Origin of the sequence: Bradyrhizobium roseum (assembly GCF_030413175.1) — a bacterium.
In the GTDB taxonomy this organism is placed as follows: Bacteria; Pseudomonadota; Alphaproteobacteria; order Rhizobiales; family Xanthobacteraceae; genus Bradyrhizobium; species Bradyrhizobium roseum.
Window position 1 is genome coordinate 582090 of record NZ_CP129212.1, and the last position, 13765, is coordinate 595854.

At 64.6% G+C, this 13765-nt stretch carries 10 protein-coding genes; 3 read left to right on the forward strand and 7 right to left on the reverse strand.

Annotated features, from left to right (window positions below; all coding sequences use genetic code 11):
- Positions 1-22: 22 nt before the first annotated feature.
- Positions 23-1411 carry an HlyD family type I secretion periplasmic adaptor subunit gene (locus tag QUH67_RS02645; RefSeq protein ID WP_300945097.1) on the reverse strand — a complete coding sequence of 463 codons (1389 nt, stop codon included), beginning with the start codon at positions 1409-1411 and terminating at the stop codon, positions 23-25.
- Positions 1412-1524: 113 nt separating this feature from the next.
- Between QUH67_RS02645 and QUH67_RS02650 the strand changes: the two genes are divergently transcribed.
- Positions 1525-3753 carry an ATP-binding cassette domain-containing protein gene (locus QUH67_RS02650; RefSeq protein WP_300945098.1) on the forward strand — a complete coding sequence of 743 codons (2229 nt, stop codon included), beginning with the start codon at positions 1525-1527 and terminating at the stop codon, positions 3751-3753.
- Positions 3754-3802: 49 nt separating this feature from the next.
- Here QUH67_RS02650 and QUH67_RS02655 read toward each other — a convergent pair whose 3' ends face one another.
- The 4 genes from QUH67_RS02655 to QUH67_RS02670 form a co-directional block, all read right to left on the reverse strand.
- Complete coding sequence (locus QUH67_RS02655) at positions 3803-5812, reverse strand: MHYT domain-containing protein (RefSeq protein WP_300945099.1); 2010 nt, start codon at positions 5810-5812, stop codon at positions 3803-3805.
- Positions 5813-5996: 184 nt separating this feature from the next.
- Positions 5997-6908: a PaaI family thioesterase gene (locus QUH67_RS02660; RefSeq protein WP_300945100.1), complete on the reverse strand. Its 912-nt coding sequence runs from the start codon at positions 6906-6908 to the stop codon at positions 5997-5999.
- A 64-nt stretch (positions 6909-6972) separates the two neighbouring features.
- Positions 6973-7611, reverse strand: a complete 639-nt coding sequence (locus QUH67_RS02665) for a 2-dehydro-3-deoxy-6-phosphogalactonate aldolase (protein ID WP_300945101.1) — start codon at positions 7609-7611, stop codon at positions 6973-6975.
- A gap of 2 nt (positions 7612-7613) precedes the next feature.
- The gene (locus tag QUH67_RS02670; RefSeq protein ID WP_300945102.1) at positions 7614-8528 is read right to left on the reverse strand and encodes a 2-dehydro-3-deoxygalactonokinase; all 915 of its coding nucleotides are present in this window, start codon (positions 8526-8528) and stop codon (positions 7614-7616) included.
- A 225-nt stretch (positions 8529-8753) separates the two neighbouring features.
- On the opposite strand from QUH67_RS02670, the gene QUH67_RS02675 reads away from it, so the two are divergent.
- Positions 8754-9746: a tripartite tricarboxylate transporter substrate-binding protein gene (locus QUH67_RS02675; RefSeq protein WP_300945103.1), complete on the forward strand. Its 993-nt coding sequence runs from the start codon at positions 8754-8756 to the stop codon at positions 9744-9746.
- Positions 9747-9858: 112 nt separating this feature from the next.
- On the opposite strand, the gene QUH67_RS02680 is transcribed toward QUH67_RS02675, so the two are convergent.
- Both QUH67_RS02680 and QUH67_RS02685 read right to left on the reverse strand, forming a co-directional pair.
- Complete coding sequence (locus tag QUH67_RS02680) at positions 9859-10830, reverse strand: Bug family tripartite tricarboxylate transporter substrate binding protein (RefSeq protein WP_300945104.1); 972 nt, start codon at positions 10828-10830, stop codon at positions 9859-9861.
- A gap of 229 nt (positions 10831-11059) precedes the next feature.
- Positions 11060-12280 (reverse strand): glycosyltransferase family 87 protein, encoded by a 1221-nt coding sequence (locus QUH67_RS02685; protein WP_300945105.1) that lies wholly within the window; start codon positions 12278-12280, stop codon positions 11060-11062.
- A gap of 214 nt (positions 12281-12494) precedes the next feature.
- Here QUH67_RS02685 and QUH67_RS02690 point away from each other — a divergent pair, with 214 nt between their 5' ends.
- Positions 12495-13757 carry a S1C family serine protease gene (locus QUH67_RS02690; RefSeq protein WP_300945106.1) on the forward strand — a complete coding sequence of 421 codons (1263 nt, stop codon included), beginning with the start codon at positions 12495-12497 and terminating at the stop codon, positions 13755-13757.
- The last annotated feature ends 8 nt before the right edge of the window (positions 13758-13765 follow it).

Here is a 13765-nt window from a genome sequence, read left to right on the forward strand (position 1 = left end):
GCACGTGAGCGCAAGCGGCGCATCACTGCCGCAGCGCGTTGTCCTTGATGCGCCGGAGCGGCTTCAGAATCGTCCCGAGAACGCTTTGACGGGTTCCGATCACGTCGACGTCGGCGAGCATGCCCGGCAGAACCGGATGGTCGGGGCCCAGCGCATGGGCATCGGCTTCGAGCCGGACGCGAAAATAAGGCGTGCCGCGGTCGTCCCGGTGGGCGTCGGGCGAGATCTCCGAAACGCGGGCGCTCAATCCGCCATAGACCGAGAACTCGTAGGCGCTGATCTTGACGATCGCCCGCTGTCCGAGCCAGACGTCGGCGCGGTCCGCCGGCGATAATCTCATCTCGATGCCGATCAGCCCGTCGGCCGGCACGATCTCGACCAGGGATTCCCCGGGTTTGACGACGCCGCCGATCGTCGTGACGTTGAGCTTGTTGATCACGCCGCTCACCGGTGCATTGACGTCGGATCGCTGCATGCGGTCCTGCAATGCTTCGATGCTCTTGGTCAGTTTCTCCAGTTCCGTCGTCGTCTGGGTGCGCTCCTTCTCGGCCTCGGCCTGGAAGCGCGACGTCACCTCCGCCTTGCGTTGCCCGATTTCGGCCAGCGCGGCCTCGGTCCGCGGGATTTCGTGCGCCAGGTCGGACAGGCGCGCGACCGTCTGCAACATGACGCGCTCGACCTCGAGCCGGTCGTTGTTGGACGCGGCGCCCGCGGCGCTGAGTTTCTGCAAACTGGCATAGCGCTCTTCCGAGATCTGCTTTTCGCGCGTGACGGAGGGCAGGCGGGATCGCAGTTCCGAAAGCTCGATCTCCTTCTGCCTTTGCTGCTGGGCCAGGATTGAAAGCTGCTCGCCGAGGTTGGCCTGGCGGCGCCGAAAAAGCGCCAGCTCGCTCTCGATGCCCTCGCGGCTCGCGCCCATCATGTCGCGCGAGAAGGGCAGATCCTTCGCCCCCGTGGTCTCCGCCTGCAGCCTGGCCAGCCGCACGCGCTTTGCGGCCATTTCGATCGCGGCCTGCGCAAGCTCGGACTTGAAGAAGCTGTTTTCGACCCGCATCAACGGCTGGCCGGCGACGACGGCCTCGCCCTCCTTGACCAGGATCTCGGCGATGATGCCGCCTTCCAGGTGCTGCACTTCCTGCTTGGTCTGCTGGGTGACGATGCGCCCGGATCCGCGCGTCACCTTGTCGATCTGCACGATGGCCGACCAGACGAGCGCGAGTACCGTGCATACGCCGACGATGACGACAAACCGTCCCTGCGCCTCGGTCGCGATCCGGTCGATACGCCGGGGGAAGATGGCTTGCGGCTCATCGTCAGGCGTCGCCGAGCCCCGCCGCGAACCACGGGCGGGCGCGTGGCCGGACAGGGCGTCGACGTGAGACGCCAGGGTCTTGGTGCGGAGGGGATGCAATGAACAGCTCGTTAACGTCCGGACCCTCTCATTGAAACAGAAAACAGTTCACGGCGAATTAAGGTTAACGGCGTAAACCATGGGATCGTGGTTTTGTGAGCCAGTAGCTCGAGATGTCATTCAGCGTAAATTCTCAGCGTACCGCCGCGATTTTCGATGCCGCACTCGGTCGACTTGCCGCGGTCGGCGTCGGACAGGAGCGGGACCCTGACAGACTCGATGTCTCGCGACTGCCCCCTCCCGAGGTTCTGGCGCGTCTGCTGACCGAGATTGCATCGGTCTGGCGGCTGCAGCGCGGGGAGCCGGCCCGTCAGGCTGCTGCCACCGAGATCGACAGTCCCGAAGCACTGGTCTCGTTTGCCGCGCGAAACGACATCGACGTCGTATTCGAGAACCGGTCCGCGAGTTCGCTCGACGCCCAGGATTTGCCGGCGGTCATGCTGACCGAAGACGGCAGGGGGCGCATGCTGATCGGGCGGCAAGGCCGCACCTTCACCGGGCTGCATTCCGGCAGAAGCTATTCGATCGACAAGGATGCGCTGGCCCGGGAGGAGGCAGGAACCATCTTCCTGGTGCGCCCGCGCGGCGTCGTGCCGGCCGATAATCTCGCTGAGCTTGCCTCGGGCGCGGCGTCGCTGGACGATGTCGATCCCGTCCGGGGAATTCTCTCGTTCATGACCGCCCGGCACAGGCGGATGCTGGTCCAGCTTCTCGTCGCCGCGGCGTTCTCCAACCTGATGCTGCTGGCGTTGCCGATCTACTCCGGCCTGATCTTCGATCGTGTCATTCCGCATTCCGCGTTCGACACTCTTTGGGCCATTTCGATCGGTGTGATGCTGGCCTTGTCGGCCGATATGGCGGTCAGGTGGGTTCGGCTCAAGATTCAGGATGCGCTGGCGAGTTCGGCCAGTGCCGCGATCCAGGCTTCCACCATGCGGAAACTGCTCGAGGCCAGGATGACCGAGGCCCCGCGCTCCGCCGGCGCCGTCTCGCTGAAGCTGCGGCATCTCGATGGCATGACGCAACTGATCCCCCAACTCGTCACCGGTATTGCCATCGATCTGCCGTTTCTGTTGATCGTGTTCACACTGCTGTGGATCAATGGCGGACCGGTCGTGCTCGCGCCGATCGCCGGGATCGCGGCATTGGTCGCCGTGCACCACTGGACCAACATCGGCTCCGACGCGGAGCAAAAGCGGTCGATGGCGTTGACCCAGCTGCAATCGAACCGTCTGAACGAGGCGGTCGAAGTGCTGGAGATGATCAAGTCCACCCGCACCGAGCTTCGGGTGCTGAACCGGTTCGAGCGCATTTTCGACGAGTTTTCCTACTCGTCTCACGTCAGCCGGCTGTGGCAGAGCCTTGCCGCCTACGCCAATGTCACCATCGGGCAGATGATGATCGCCGTCGTGCTCATCATCGGTGCCTACGAGATTTCCGCGGGCAACATGACGGTTGGCGGTCTGTTGACCTGTTCGCTGCTGGTGGGACGGATCATAGCCCCCATCGGCCAACTGGTTGGTTCAATCCACCGCGCGTCGCAAAGCCGCGCTCTCCTGAGGTCACTGGCGGACGAGACGCGGTTCGAAAGCGAAAGCGCGGGAGATGACAGCGGTGCACTATCCGCGCCGAAGGAATGTGCCCTTCGATTGAGCGGCGTCTCGTTCTCGTATTCGGATCAGGGGTCGCGGCAGATCGATAACATATCGGCGGTGATTCAACCAGGCGAGCGCATCGCCATCGTGGGCCGGTCGGGCTCGGGCAAGAGCACGCTGCTCCGCCTGATCGCGAGGCTCGCCGAGCCGGATCAGGGATCGATTTTGCTGGATGGCTTCGACGTTCGACAATACGCCCCGGCGGCATTGCGCGAAGCGCTCGGTTACATGGGACAGACGACGGGCATTGTCGACGATACCCTGATGAGAAATCTCGTCATCGGGCAGCACGAGGTCGATCCTCAAAAATTCAACGCCCTGATGCAGCTCACCGGCGTGGCCGATTTCGCCGCCGGTCACCCGCAGGGGTTCGGCATGCAGGTCGGTCCGCGCGGCGAGCGGCTATCCGGCGGCGAGCGTCAGTCGGTCGCCCTGGCGCGCACGCTGCTCGCAAATCCACGGGTGCTGCTGCTGGATGAGCCGACGTCCGCGATGGATACGATGCTCGAAATGCGCCTGGTGCGCAACATGAAGGAATTCATCGGCGAAAGAACACTGATCGTCGCGACGCATCGAGCCCCGGTGCTGCAACTGGTCGATCGAATTCTCTGGCTGGATTCGGGCCGGCTGGTGGCGGACGGTCCGAAGGCCGACGTTCTCAAGCGGATGTCGGGCGCGGCCGCGTGATCGGCTGAAACCGGCCCATGCCCTGGCGCCCCTTTACGGCCCCGTTTCGCTAGACGGTGGATGCGCTTTTGATCGGCTCGGCGTCATCGCCGCATTCGTTTCGTTCCGACCCATGTTCTGCTTGCGCTGCGCGCCCCGCCGTGCACGCCGCAATGGCGCGAAACAGCTCAACCGGCCGGATCGGCTTGGTCACGCAGTCGTTCATCCCCGCGGCCAGATATTGTTCACGCTCGCTCGCCAAGGCGTTCGCCGTCAACGCGATGATCGGAATCCCGCTATGCGCGCCGGGGAGGCTGCGAATGGCGCGGGTGGCGGACACGCCGTCCATTTCCGGCATCTGCACATCCATGAGGACGAGGTCGAATGCCCTGGTCCGCACCATCGCGACGGCCTCGGCGCCGTTGACCACCATGGTCGGCTCGCATCCCTCCTTGAGCAGCAGACTGCGGATCAGGCTCGAGATGATCGGCGTATCCTCGGCGACCAGCACGGCCAGCGGCCGGTCGGCGGCGATCGAGGGCGACGGCAATTCGGGCACGACCGGCTGGCCTTCGGCGCAGAGAACGCTGAACCAGAAGCGGCTGCCGACCCCGCCAGGCCCGGGTTCGACGCCGATATCGCCATCGAGAAGATCGCACAGCTGTTTGCAGATCGACAGCCCGAGGCCACTGCCGCCATACCGCCGCGATGTCGATGAATCGACCTGAATGAAGGGCTCGAACAATCGACTCCTGGCTTCAGGTGGAATGCCGACGCCGCTGTCCACCACGTCCAGCCGCAGTTCGATCCTTCCATCGGCGCGCAGGCGGTGTGAGGCCGTCACCTCGACCTTGCCTGCCGCGGTGAACTTGATGGCGTTGCCGATCAGGTTGCTCAGGATCTGCCGGATGCGATGCGGATCACCGTTCAGCCATTGCGGAAGATCCGGTGACGGAGCAGCGGCCAGCTGCAGCCCCTTGGCTTCGGCAGGGGTCCGGAACAGTTCGATCGTCGACTTGACGAGCCTGTCGGCGTCGAAGTCGATCGCCTCGGTTCGCAGGCGGCCGGCCTCGAGCTGGGAGAAATCGAGGACACCATTGATCACCGCCAGCAGGTTTTCGGCCGATTCCCTCGCCAGGGTCGCGTAGCTGCGCTGTTCGGCAACCGAATTGGTGCGGGCCAAGAGGTCGATCATGCCGATCATGCCCGTCAGCGGCGTGCGGATCTCATGACTCATCATCGCCAGAAATTCCGACTTGGCGCGGTTGGCGGCCTCGGCAGCGTCTTTTGCCCGCGCCAGTGCCTCGTTGAGCCGGTTCAGCCGATCGGCCTCGTGGATGCTCCTGCGCATCCGGACCTGGTCGACCATGGAAGTACCGAAGGCGACAAGGATGACCACGGAGACCGCGATCGTGACGGCGACCGCGATCGATGAATGCGAAAAGGGATCGTCCACGAAGTCGGGCTGCAGGTCTGGCAGGATCGTCATCGCTGCCATGCCGGTGAAGTGGACGGACACCACACCGAGGGAGTAAGCGATGGCAGCGGCAAATCGGTGAATAGGGTTGCGGCCACGTGAGAGCAGGGCGACTGCGAGGGTCGACCATAATATGCCGAGCACGATCGATACTTCGATCAGGGTTCTATTCCAGCCGACGCTGTTCGGAAGTGTGATGCCGGCCATGCCTTGAAAGTGCAACACGCCGACCCCGCCTCCGACGATGACGCCGCTCAGCACGATTCGCCACCAGGATGACCGGGGTGAGACCAGGGCGAATCCGATCGTGTTGGCGACCAAGCCCGCTACGATGGACAGGGCCGTCGCGGTCACCTCGAAGCCCATGGGAAGGCCGACGTCGTAGGCCAGGATGGCGAGGAAGTGGGTTGCCCAGATGCCGGTGGAGCCGACGATGACGGCGCCACACGCCAAGGCCAGGCGCGCATAGCGGTTGCCGCGCCGCTGCTTGGCGCGTGCCAGCAGGTCGACGCCGATCGTCGTCGAGACGAGGCACACCAGCGCCGCTAGCGCGACGAGCTTCAGATCATGCTGCTGGGTAAGGCAGGTGTAGACTGCGATCATGCTGCGCGTTCGCCGCGACGGCTCTCTTGGTTCGCCCCGTGTCTCTTCCGACCTACGGCATCCGTCAGGGACGATCAGAAGCCGGCACACCAGTCCCGAGCGTAGGTCGCAGTCGCGAGCGTCGGGTTAACTTCGAACCCCGTAAGAACACGGCCGTGCCGGGTTCGGTGAACGACACATTTACCTATTCTTCATCGGCGCCCGGGGCCTTCCTCAGCATGAAATGACCAAACGCCGAAGCGATCGGCTTGGCCGGGTCGTCCTGCCATGCCTGCGCCTCGAAGGCGACGACGCGCCGACCCTGCTTCACGATCGAAACGCGGGCATAGCTGTCCAGCACGCGGCCGGAGCGCAGATAGTTGATGGTCAGGCCGATCGGCTTGGGCGGCGCCGAGACGCCGAGTTCGCGCGTTACGCCCACGATGGCCGTCGTTTCCAGGAACGCGCCGGTCATGCCGCCATGGATGGCGGGCAGCATCGGGTTGCCGATGATCTTCGGCGTGAACGGCATCACGAGCGTGTCATCCTCGCCGGGGCGGATGCCGAGACAGCGCGCGAACGGGCTGTTGGCAAACAGACTCGCCGGATCCTCCGGGGCTTCGAGCGTCGGAGGCGGCCCATGATGAACCCGTTCGTCGGTCAGCATGTTGGTGCGGTTGGCGCCGACCATGAAGCAGGCGGTCGCGGTGGCGACCGGGTCGTCCTCGGATTCCTGATAGGCCGCCGAGCGCACGAAGGCGATCGAGCGGGTGACGCGATAGCAGCGAGAGTGCGCCTTGATATCGAGGCCGGGCGTCGCGGGCTTCTGGTAGTCGATCCGCAGGTCGAGCGTGGCGATCGACCGCGTGCCGTCGAGGGCGAGCTGCACGGCCATGCCACAGCTCTCGTCGAGCATGGCGGTGACGACGCCGCCGTGCAGAACGCCGGTCTCGGTGTCGCCGACGAAGACGGGGCGATAGGGCAGGCTCGACCAGGCCTCGCCGGGGGCGGCGCGGTCGAGCCGCAACCCACTGATGAAGCCATAGACGGAGCGGCGCGCCTCGATGGCCTTGGCGAGTTCGTCAAACGGCAGGGGCGCATTCGGTGATTGGGTCATGCAGAGGTTCTAGACCAACGCCGGGGCATCGGCAAAGCAGACCGAGCAGCCAGCCTCACGGCCGCTACCTCGCCTGTTGGATAGCCATGTCATAAGCGTCGATCGTCGCCCTGGCGCGCGCGGCTACTTCTGCGGCCGTCATCCCCGGCTTGTAGAGGCTGCTGCCGAGGCCGAACGCGAGAATGCCGGCCTTGACATAGTCCACAAAATTCCTGTCGGAGACGCCGCCCACAGCAGCGATCATCAGGCCGGCAGGAAGCACGGCGCGAATGGCGGTGATGCCCGCGGCGCCGAGCACGTTCGCCGGAAAGAATTTCAGGCTCGAAGCGCCCGCCCTGGCGGCGAGAAGCGCCTCCGTCGGCGTGAACACGCCGGGCATCGTGACCATGCCATGGGTACGGGCGCGCGCAATGACATCGACGTCGACATTCGGCGTCACCAGCAGTCGGCCGCCGACATCATGCAGTCGATCGACGGCTTCCAGCGTCAGCACGGTGCCGGCGCCGACCAGGATTCCGGCCGGGGCTTTCCTGACCGCGATCTCGATCGAGCGAAACGGATCCGGCGAGTTGAGCGGAATCTCGATCGCCGTCATGCCGCTTTCAACGAGCGCGTCGACAATATCAGCCGTTTCCTCGGGCTTCACGCCGCGCAGGATCGCGACCAGCGGGCGCTTCATCGGCGGAAATGGGACAGCGCTCATCTTCATAGACTCCAGATCGATTGCGCGGCCATCGAAAGACCGCGACGGACTGCATCCTCCGCGCCTATTGTGCGAACCGGAACGGCCGTCGTTTCAAATGCCAACCGGTAGAGCATCTGAAGCCGGCCCGATGCGATCAGCGTGATGCCTGACTTCGATGTCCCTCGGCCAAGTCCGGCCGCCAGTTCAAGGCCGATCAGGGTGCCCGATATTTTCTCGCGGGCCGAAGAGGGCGTGCCGCCGTAAATGAGCTGACCCGATCGTACCTGAAACAGCAGATTGGCGGCGAAGGCAGGCGCCTCGAACGCGGCCATGACCGCTGATTTGAATGCGTCGATATCCTGCGTCTCGTCGGCGCCGGCCACCGCGTGCGACAGGATAGTATGTTGCGAGACGGCGTCGAACAGCTCTCCCGTCATGAACGTGGCGAAGCGTTCGACAGTCCCGCCGTTCGTCATTACCCATTTCGAGTGCGTACCGGGCATGCAGACGATCGCTTCTCCCGCCGCATCCATGCCCACCGCGCCAAGCAACTGGGTTTCCTCGCCCCGCATGACGTCGGGGGCTTTTGCATCGCGTTGCGCGATCCCCGGCAGGATACGGATGTCGCGGTCTTGTCCCGGCACCGGAACGGCCCGCTTCAGGATCGAGGCGAGTGGCGCGGGCGTGTCGACATAGCCTGCCTCTACCCAGCCCTGCCGCGCACCGGCCATGCCGCAGATGATGACGGGCAGCCCGGGTGCAGCGCCGACGGCTTCCAGATGCGATTGCAGCACGGCAGGAAAGCCGGGCTTGGCCGCCGCCATCATGCCCTCATGGCTGCGCCGTTCCCCGAGCACGTTGCCAGCACGGTCGACCAGCCAGAGCCGAAAGCTGCTGGTGCCCCAATCCACCGCGACATAGGCCGCCTGATTCATTCCAACTCCGTCCAAACGTGATCGTCGCTCTGCGACATTGTATCACGCCGGTCTCACCGTCGAGTGGTTTCCCTGCCTGTCGGGCGCTTGCTTTGCAGTTGATTTGCGCAGTTGCAATCAGCATGATCCGAGGCAATGCGAGCCACGCTGCCAGATGCGGCGCGAGTTCGCCAAAAAGCGCGTCCGCAGGGATTCGTCACAACGACAAACAGGGAGGGGGCCGTCATGGCCAATCGGCTTTGCAGGCGTGCGCTTGTCGGCCTGGGTGTGTTGCTTGCCTGTCTTTCGGCGCAGGCCCACGCGCAATCGAATCCCAAGACCATCACGCTGGTGGTGCCCTACGCGGCCGGCGGCGGCACGGATACGGTCGCGCGGCTCATCGGCGAGCGGATCTCACGTACCCTCGGCCAGACCATCATCATCGAGAACGTGGTCGGCGGCGGCAGCACCCTGGCCAACGATCGCGTAGCGCGCTCGGCGCCCGACGGCTCCACGGTTCTGATCAATCACGTCGGCCTGCTTGCGGCACCCAGCCTGTTCACCAACCTGCGCTACGACACCAGGACGGCGTTTGAGGCGGTCGGCCTCGTCAACAATGCGCCGATGGTCCTGATCGGCCGCAAGTCGATTCCCGGCGAGGGTCCGAAGGACCATCTGGCCTGGATCAAGGTGCAGCGCGACAAGGCGAACTTCGCGCATGGCGGTCTCGGGACCAACAGTCATTTGTGCGCAGTGATGATGGGCAACGTGCTCGGCTTCAAGCCGACGGTTGTGGCGTATCGCGGTTCGGCTCCCGCGATCGGCGATCTGCTGGCGGGGCAAATCGATCTGCTGTGGGATCAGGTGACCAACGCTCTGCCGCAGATTCAGGCCGGGACGCTGCACGGCATCGCCATCACCTCGCCGCAACGGCTCGAGCAGTTGAAGGACGTGCCGACCACCGCCGAACTCGGCATGCCCGAGGTCAGCTATTCGATGTGGCACGGGCTTTATGTGGCGAAGGGGACGCCAAGGGAAACCGTTGGCGCGCTGAATGCCGCGCTCCGCGCCGCGCTGGCCGAGCCGGAGCTGCTGGAAAAGCTGAAGCAGCTCGGCACCCTGCCGTTCCCCGCCAACGAGTTGACGCCCGAGGCGCATGCGCGCCTGTTCGCAGCCGATCTTCCGCGCGTGGCGACACTGATTGAAAGCTCGGGAATCAAGGCGAGCGAGGCCAAGTAGGGCGGGCCGGATTCAGCCATCACAGAGGCTGCAAGCCGGTCCAATCCTACTTTGCATGGGGTTGTTTTCGATATTTTGAATAGTAGCCCGGCGGCGTAGCGCCGGAACGCTGCTAATCCAGCTTGACGTTGGCCTCCGTCACCACCTTGCGCCAGCGCTCGACTTCTGCGGTGACCATTTTTGCGAATGCCGGACCCGTGACGTCGGGGACATCGGAACCGTTGCGTTCCCAGGCCTCCTTGATGGCGGGGGTCTGCATCGCCTTCTGCAACTCCTTGACCATCTGATCGACGATGGCCGGCGGCGTGTTCTTCGGGGCGAACAGGCCGTACCAGGTCGAGACTTCGTAGTCCGCCAGGCCCGCTTCGGCGGTGGTGGGCAGGTCAGGGAAGGCCGGCACGCGCTTTGGCGCGGCCACCGCGAGCGCGCGCAATTGTCCGGCCCTGATGGGGGCCGCCGACGAGCCGAGTCCGTCGAACACGACCGGCACGTGGCCGGCGATGAGGTCCTGCATCGCGGGGCCGGCCCCACGGTAGGGCACATGCTGGATGGTGGTCTTGGTCAGGATCTTGAACAATTCGCCCGCGAGATGATGCGTGGTGCCGGCGCCCGCCGAACCGTAGTTGAGTTTGCCCGGATTGGCCTTGGCGTAGGCGATGAATTCGGCGAGCGTCTTGGCGGCGACCTTCTCCGGATTGACGACCACCACCTGCGGCGGCCGCGCGATCAGCGCGACCGCGATAAAATCCGTTTCGATGTTGTAGTCGAGGTTGGGGTAGAGTGAGGGGGCGATGGCGTGATGCGCCGCGCCCATGAAGAAGGTGTAGCCGTCGGCAGCCGACTTCGCTGCGGCCGATGCACCGACCGTGCCGCCGGCGCCGGCGCGATTTTCGATCAGCACGCGCTTGCCCAATTGGGTATCGAGCTGCGCTGCCAGCGGGCGGGCAAACGCGTCCGTGCCGCCGCCGGCCGCGAACGGCACGATGAAGGTGACCGGCTTGTCCGGCCAGGTCTGGGCCTGCGCCTGGCCGGCCACGGCCGCGATGAATGTAAACAGGGCGAACCGGACAAGTCTTGATTTCACGGCATTTCCTCCGGCTATGGCAAGCGTCCGCGACCGGCGGCGCAATTGCGTTTTTTTGGCCCCCGGTGCGACGTCGCCCCGGGGGAAGGCGGCAACTCCTTACCGTATGCAAGATGCCAGAGGTGATCCATCAAAAAACGCACGAGCGCGCGTCCGGCGGTACCGAGACTTTGGTCGCGGCGCGCGGTTCCCTGCTGGCCGAGCAGGGGCGCACGGGGCCGCGACCGTTCTATCGCCCGGGTACCGGTCCGCCAACGCCGGGCCGGAGCAGCAGCACGATCAGCAGGAGGGGAATCAGCGGCGCGATCCTGGCGACGGGAAACAGCACCGGCGGGCTCAGCATCGGCAGCAGCCAGACCATGAACGCCAGGGTCCAGCACCACAGCGGCACGGGTGCGGCGCGTGACATCAGCCAGAACGCGGCGGCAATGACCAGGAGCGTCACGTCATAGGGGCCGGAATGCGGTGCGGCGAGGACCGTGGCGGCGAGGAACACCGCGGTCCTTTCCCTTGTCCCAAGCCGCGACCGGAATGCGATGACGACGGAGACGGCGGCGCCGATCATGGCGAGCAGTTGAACCCACGACGCCAGCCGCGCCGAAACGCCGAGCAGCACCGCGCAGGCATAGACGCTGTGGCCCCACATCCGGCCATACGCGATCCACTTCTCGCTCGGGCTGATGAAGTTCTCGATGATCAACGGCAGCCAGCGCAGCCAGAGCTCCCATCCGAACATCCATCCGCTCGCGATCACCATCGCAAGGGCCGACACGCCTGAAGCCAGCAATGCGCGCCATTGCCCGGCCGCGATCAAGGCGATCGGCACCAGGATGCAGAACTGCGGCTTGAACGTCAGCAGTCCCAGCACCAGTCCGCCGAGAAAGGGACGCCGTTCGAGAAGGCCAAACCCGCCGACGATCAGCGCTGCGACGAGGAAGACAGCCTGACCGTTGATCGCGTTGATGGCCGATGCCGGGCAGCCCAGCGCGGCCATCAACAGGACCGGCGATGGCGCGGCAGTGCTCGCTTGCAGCGCCCGCGCCAGCAGCGCGCCGGTTGCAAGCTGAAACGCGACATACGAACCCAGGAAACCGAGGCCCGCGAACGGCAGCAGCATCAGCAGGAAGCTCGGCGGGTAGGCCCATGGCCGAAAATCCAGCGGTGACGAGAGCAAGCCGGCAAACGTGGTGTTGAGGAAATCCGTGAAGCGATCGCCGTCGAAGATCAGCGCGGCGTTGCCGTCGAGCACCGAACGGATCGCGCCGTAGAAAACCATCCAGTCGGTGCCGAGCGTGTTGTAGTCGAGCCCGATCTTGCCGGGATATGGAATCGTCGTGAGCAGGATCAGCCAGGCGTAAAGCGCGATGAGCAGGCCCGAGACCAGCACGGCCGCGGGCGGGCGAAGCCAGTCGTTCCGCGCGAAATGGTCTCCGCCGTGTGCCAAGTCCATGCGTTGTCCTGCCGGGCGGTGCGCTGATTTGCTGCGGGCGGGGGCGAATCGGCCTCGATCTTACGGCGATCGAGGCGATGTGCCCGGAATGATCCGGCAAAGAACTTAACGAAGCGCTTCGGCGCTGGTGCCGGCCGGAAATTTCCGCCCGCCCCAAATGGACTCTGGTTGCAAAGACAAATATGCTCATCCTGGGTGTGTGGGGAAAATGCTGATGAAATGCCGTGCTGCTGCGGTTGCAGTTCTGTTGAGTGCGATTTTTACCGGTTCGAATGCGGAGGCGCGGGGGCCCTATGGCTCGATCAGCGTCGGCAACTGGAAGGGCGGGGCCTACACCAACGACCAGACCGGATCATTCTCGCATTGTGCGGCCGGCGCGAGTTACGCCAGCGGCGTCTATTTCGTCGTGATGATCGATCAGGACGGCAGCTGGGGCCTAGGCTTCATGCACGAACAATGGAAGCTGAAGACCGGTGAAGCGTTTCCGCTGACGCTGACATTCGACGGCCAGCAACCGTTCAACGTTCACGGCGTTGCGATCGCCGACAAGCTGGTTCGCGTTCCGATGCCGATCAATTCGTCGCTGATCGCTCAGTTCCGGCGGGCGAAAGGCATGACGGCCTATACCCAGGGGCAGCTGTTTCAGTTCAAGCTCGATCAGACCGGACAGCTGCTGCCGGTGCTGGCGCATTGCGTCGCAAAGATCAAACAATCCGGCCTGGGCGCCGCCGGCGATTTCTCGGCGTTGCCCGCAGCCAAGCCGACCGCCGTGGCGGCGGCAGCGCCGGACCAGGCGCCGGCCAAGCCCGAGAGGGTGTTCGACCAGAAGGGCACCGGATTTGTCGTGAGCACGAACGGGCATCTCGTCACCAACGCGCATGTCGTGCAGGGCTGTGTCGGCGACATCCAGGGCAATCCGACCGGCGAGGCGCCGGCCAAGTTGCGGCTGGTGTCGAGCGACGAAACCAACGATCTGGCCCTGCTGCAGGCCACCGGCACGTTCAAGGACATCGCCAAGATCCGCGACAAGCCGATCCAGTCGGGCGACAGCGTGGTGGCGATCGGCTTTCCCTTCCATGGATTGCTGACATCCGATTTCACGGTGACCACGGGAATCGTGAGTTCGCTCAGCGGCCTGCTGAACGACACGCGCTTCCTGCAGATCAGCGCCGCCGTTCAGCCCGGCAACAGCGGTGGGCCATTATTGGCTTCGAACGGCGACGTGGTGGGCGTGGTCGCGGCCAAGCTGAACGCCATCAGGTTCGTCAGGGCCACCGGCAACATTCCGGAAAACATCAACTTCGCGATCAAGACCGGCGCGCTGCGGGATTTTCTCGACAACAGCGTGGTGCCTTATCAGATCTCCGACGCGAAGGAGGAATTGAAGACCGCCGATATCGCGCGCAACGCGCGGGCGTTCACGTTCCTGATTTCGTGCAAGGCAAAAGCGAAGGAAAAAGAGACCGCGAAGAATTAGCCTGGTTC

What these genes read in the sequence shown, in the direction of transcription:
- QUH67_RS02650 (WP_300945098.1), top strand. Translation starts at nt 1,525, where the DNA reads ATGTCATTCAGCGTAAATTCTCAGCGTACCGCCGCGATTTTCGATGCC.
- QUH67_RS02655 (WP_300945099.1), bottom strand. Translation starts at nt 5,812, where the DNA reads ATGATCGCAGTCTACACCTGCCTTACCCAGCAGCATGATCTGAAGCTC.
- QUH67_RS02660 (WP_300945100.1), bottom strand. Translation starts at nt 6,908, where the DNA reads ATGACCCAATCACCGAATGCGCCCCTGCCGTTTGACGAACTCGCCAAG.
- QUH67_RS02665 (WP_300945101.1), bottom strand. Translation starts at nt 7,611, where the DNA reads ATGAGCGCTGTCCCATTTCCGCCGATGAAGCGCCCGCTGGTCGCGATC.
- QUH67_RS02670 (WP_300945102.1), bottom strand. Translation starts at nt 8,528, where the DNA reads ATGAATCAGGCGGCCTATGTCGCGGTGGATTGGGGCACCAGCAGCTTT.
- QUH67_RS02675 (WP_300945103.1), top strand. Translation starts at nt 8,754, where the DNA reads ATGGCCAATCGGCTTTGCAGGCGTGCGCTTGTCGGCCTGGGTGTGTTG.
- QUH67_RS02685 (WP_300945105.1), bottom strand. Translation starts at nt 12,280, where the DNA reads ATGGACTTGGCACACGGCGGAGACCATTTCGCGCGGAACGACTGGCTT.
- QUH67_RS02690 (WP_300945106.1), top strand. Translation starts at nt 12,495, where the DNA reads ATGAAATGCCGTGCTGCTGCGGTTGCAGTTCTGTTGAGTGCGATTTTT.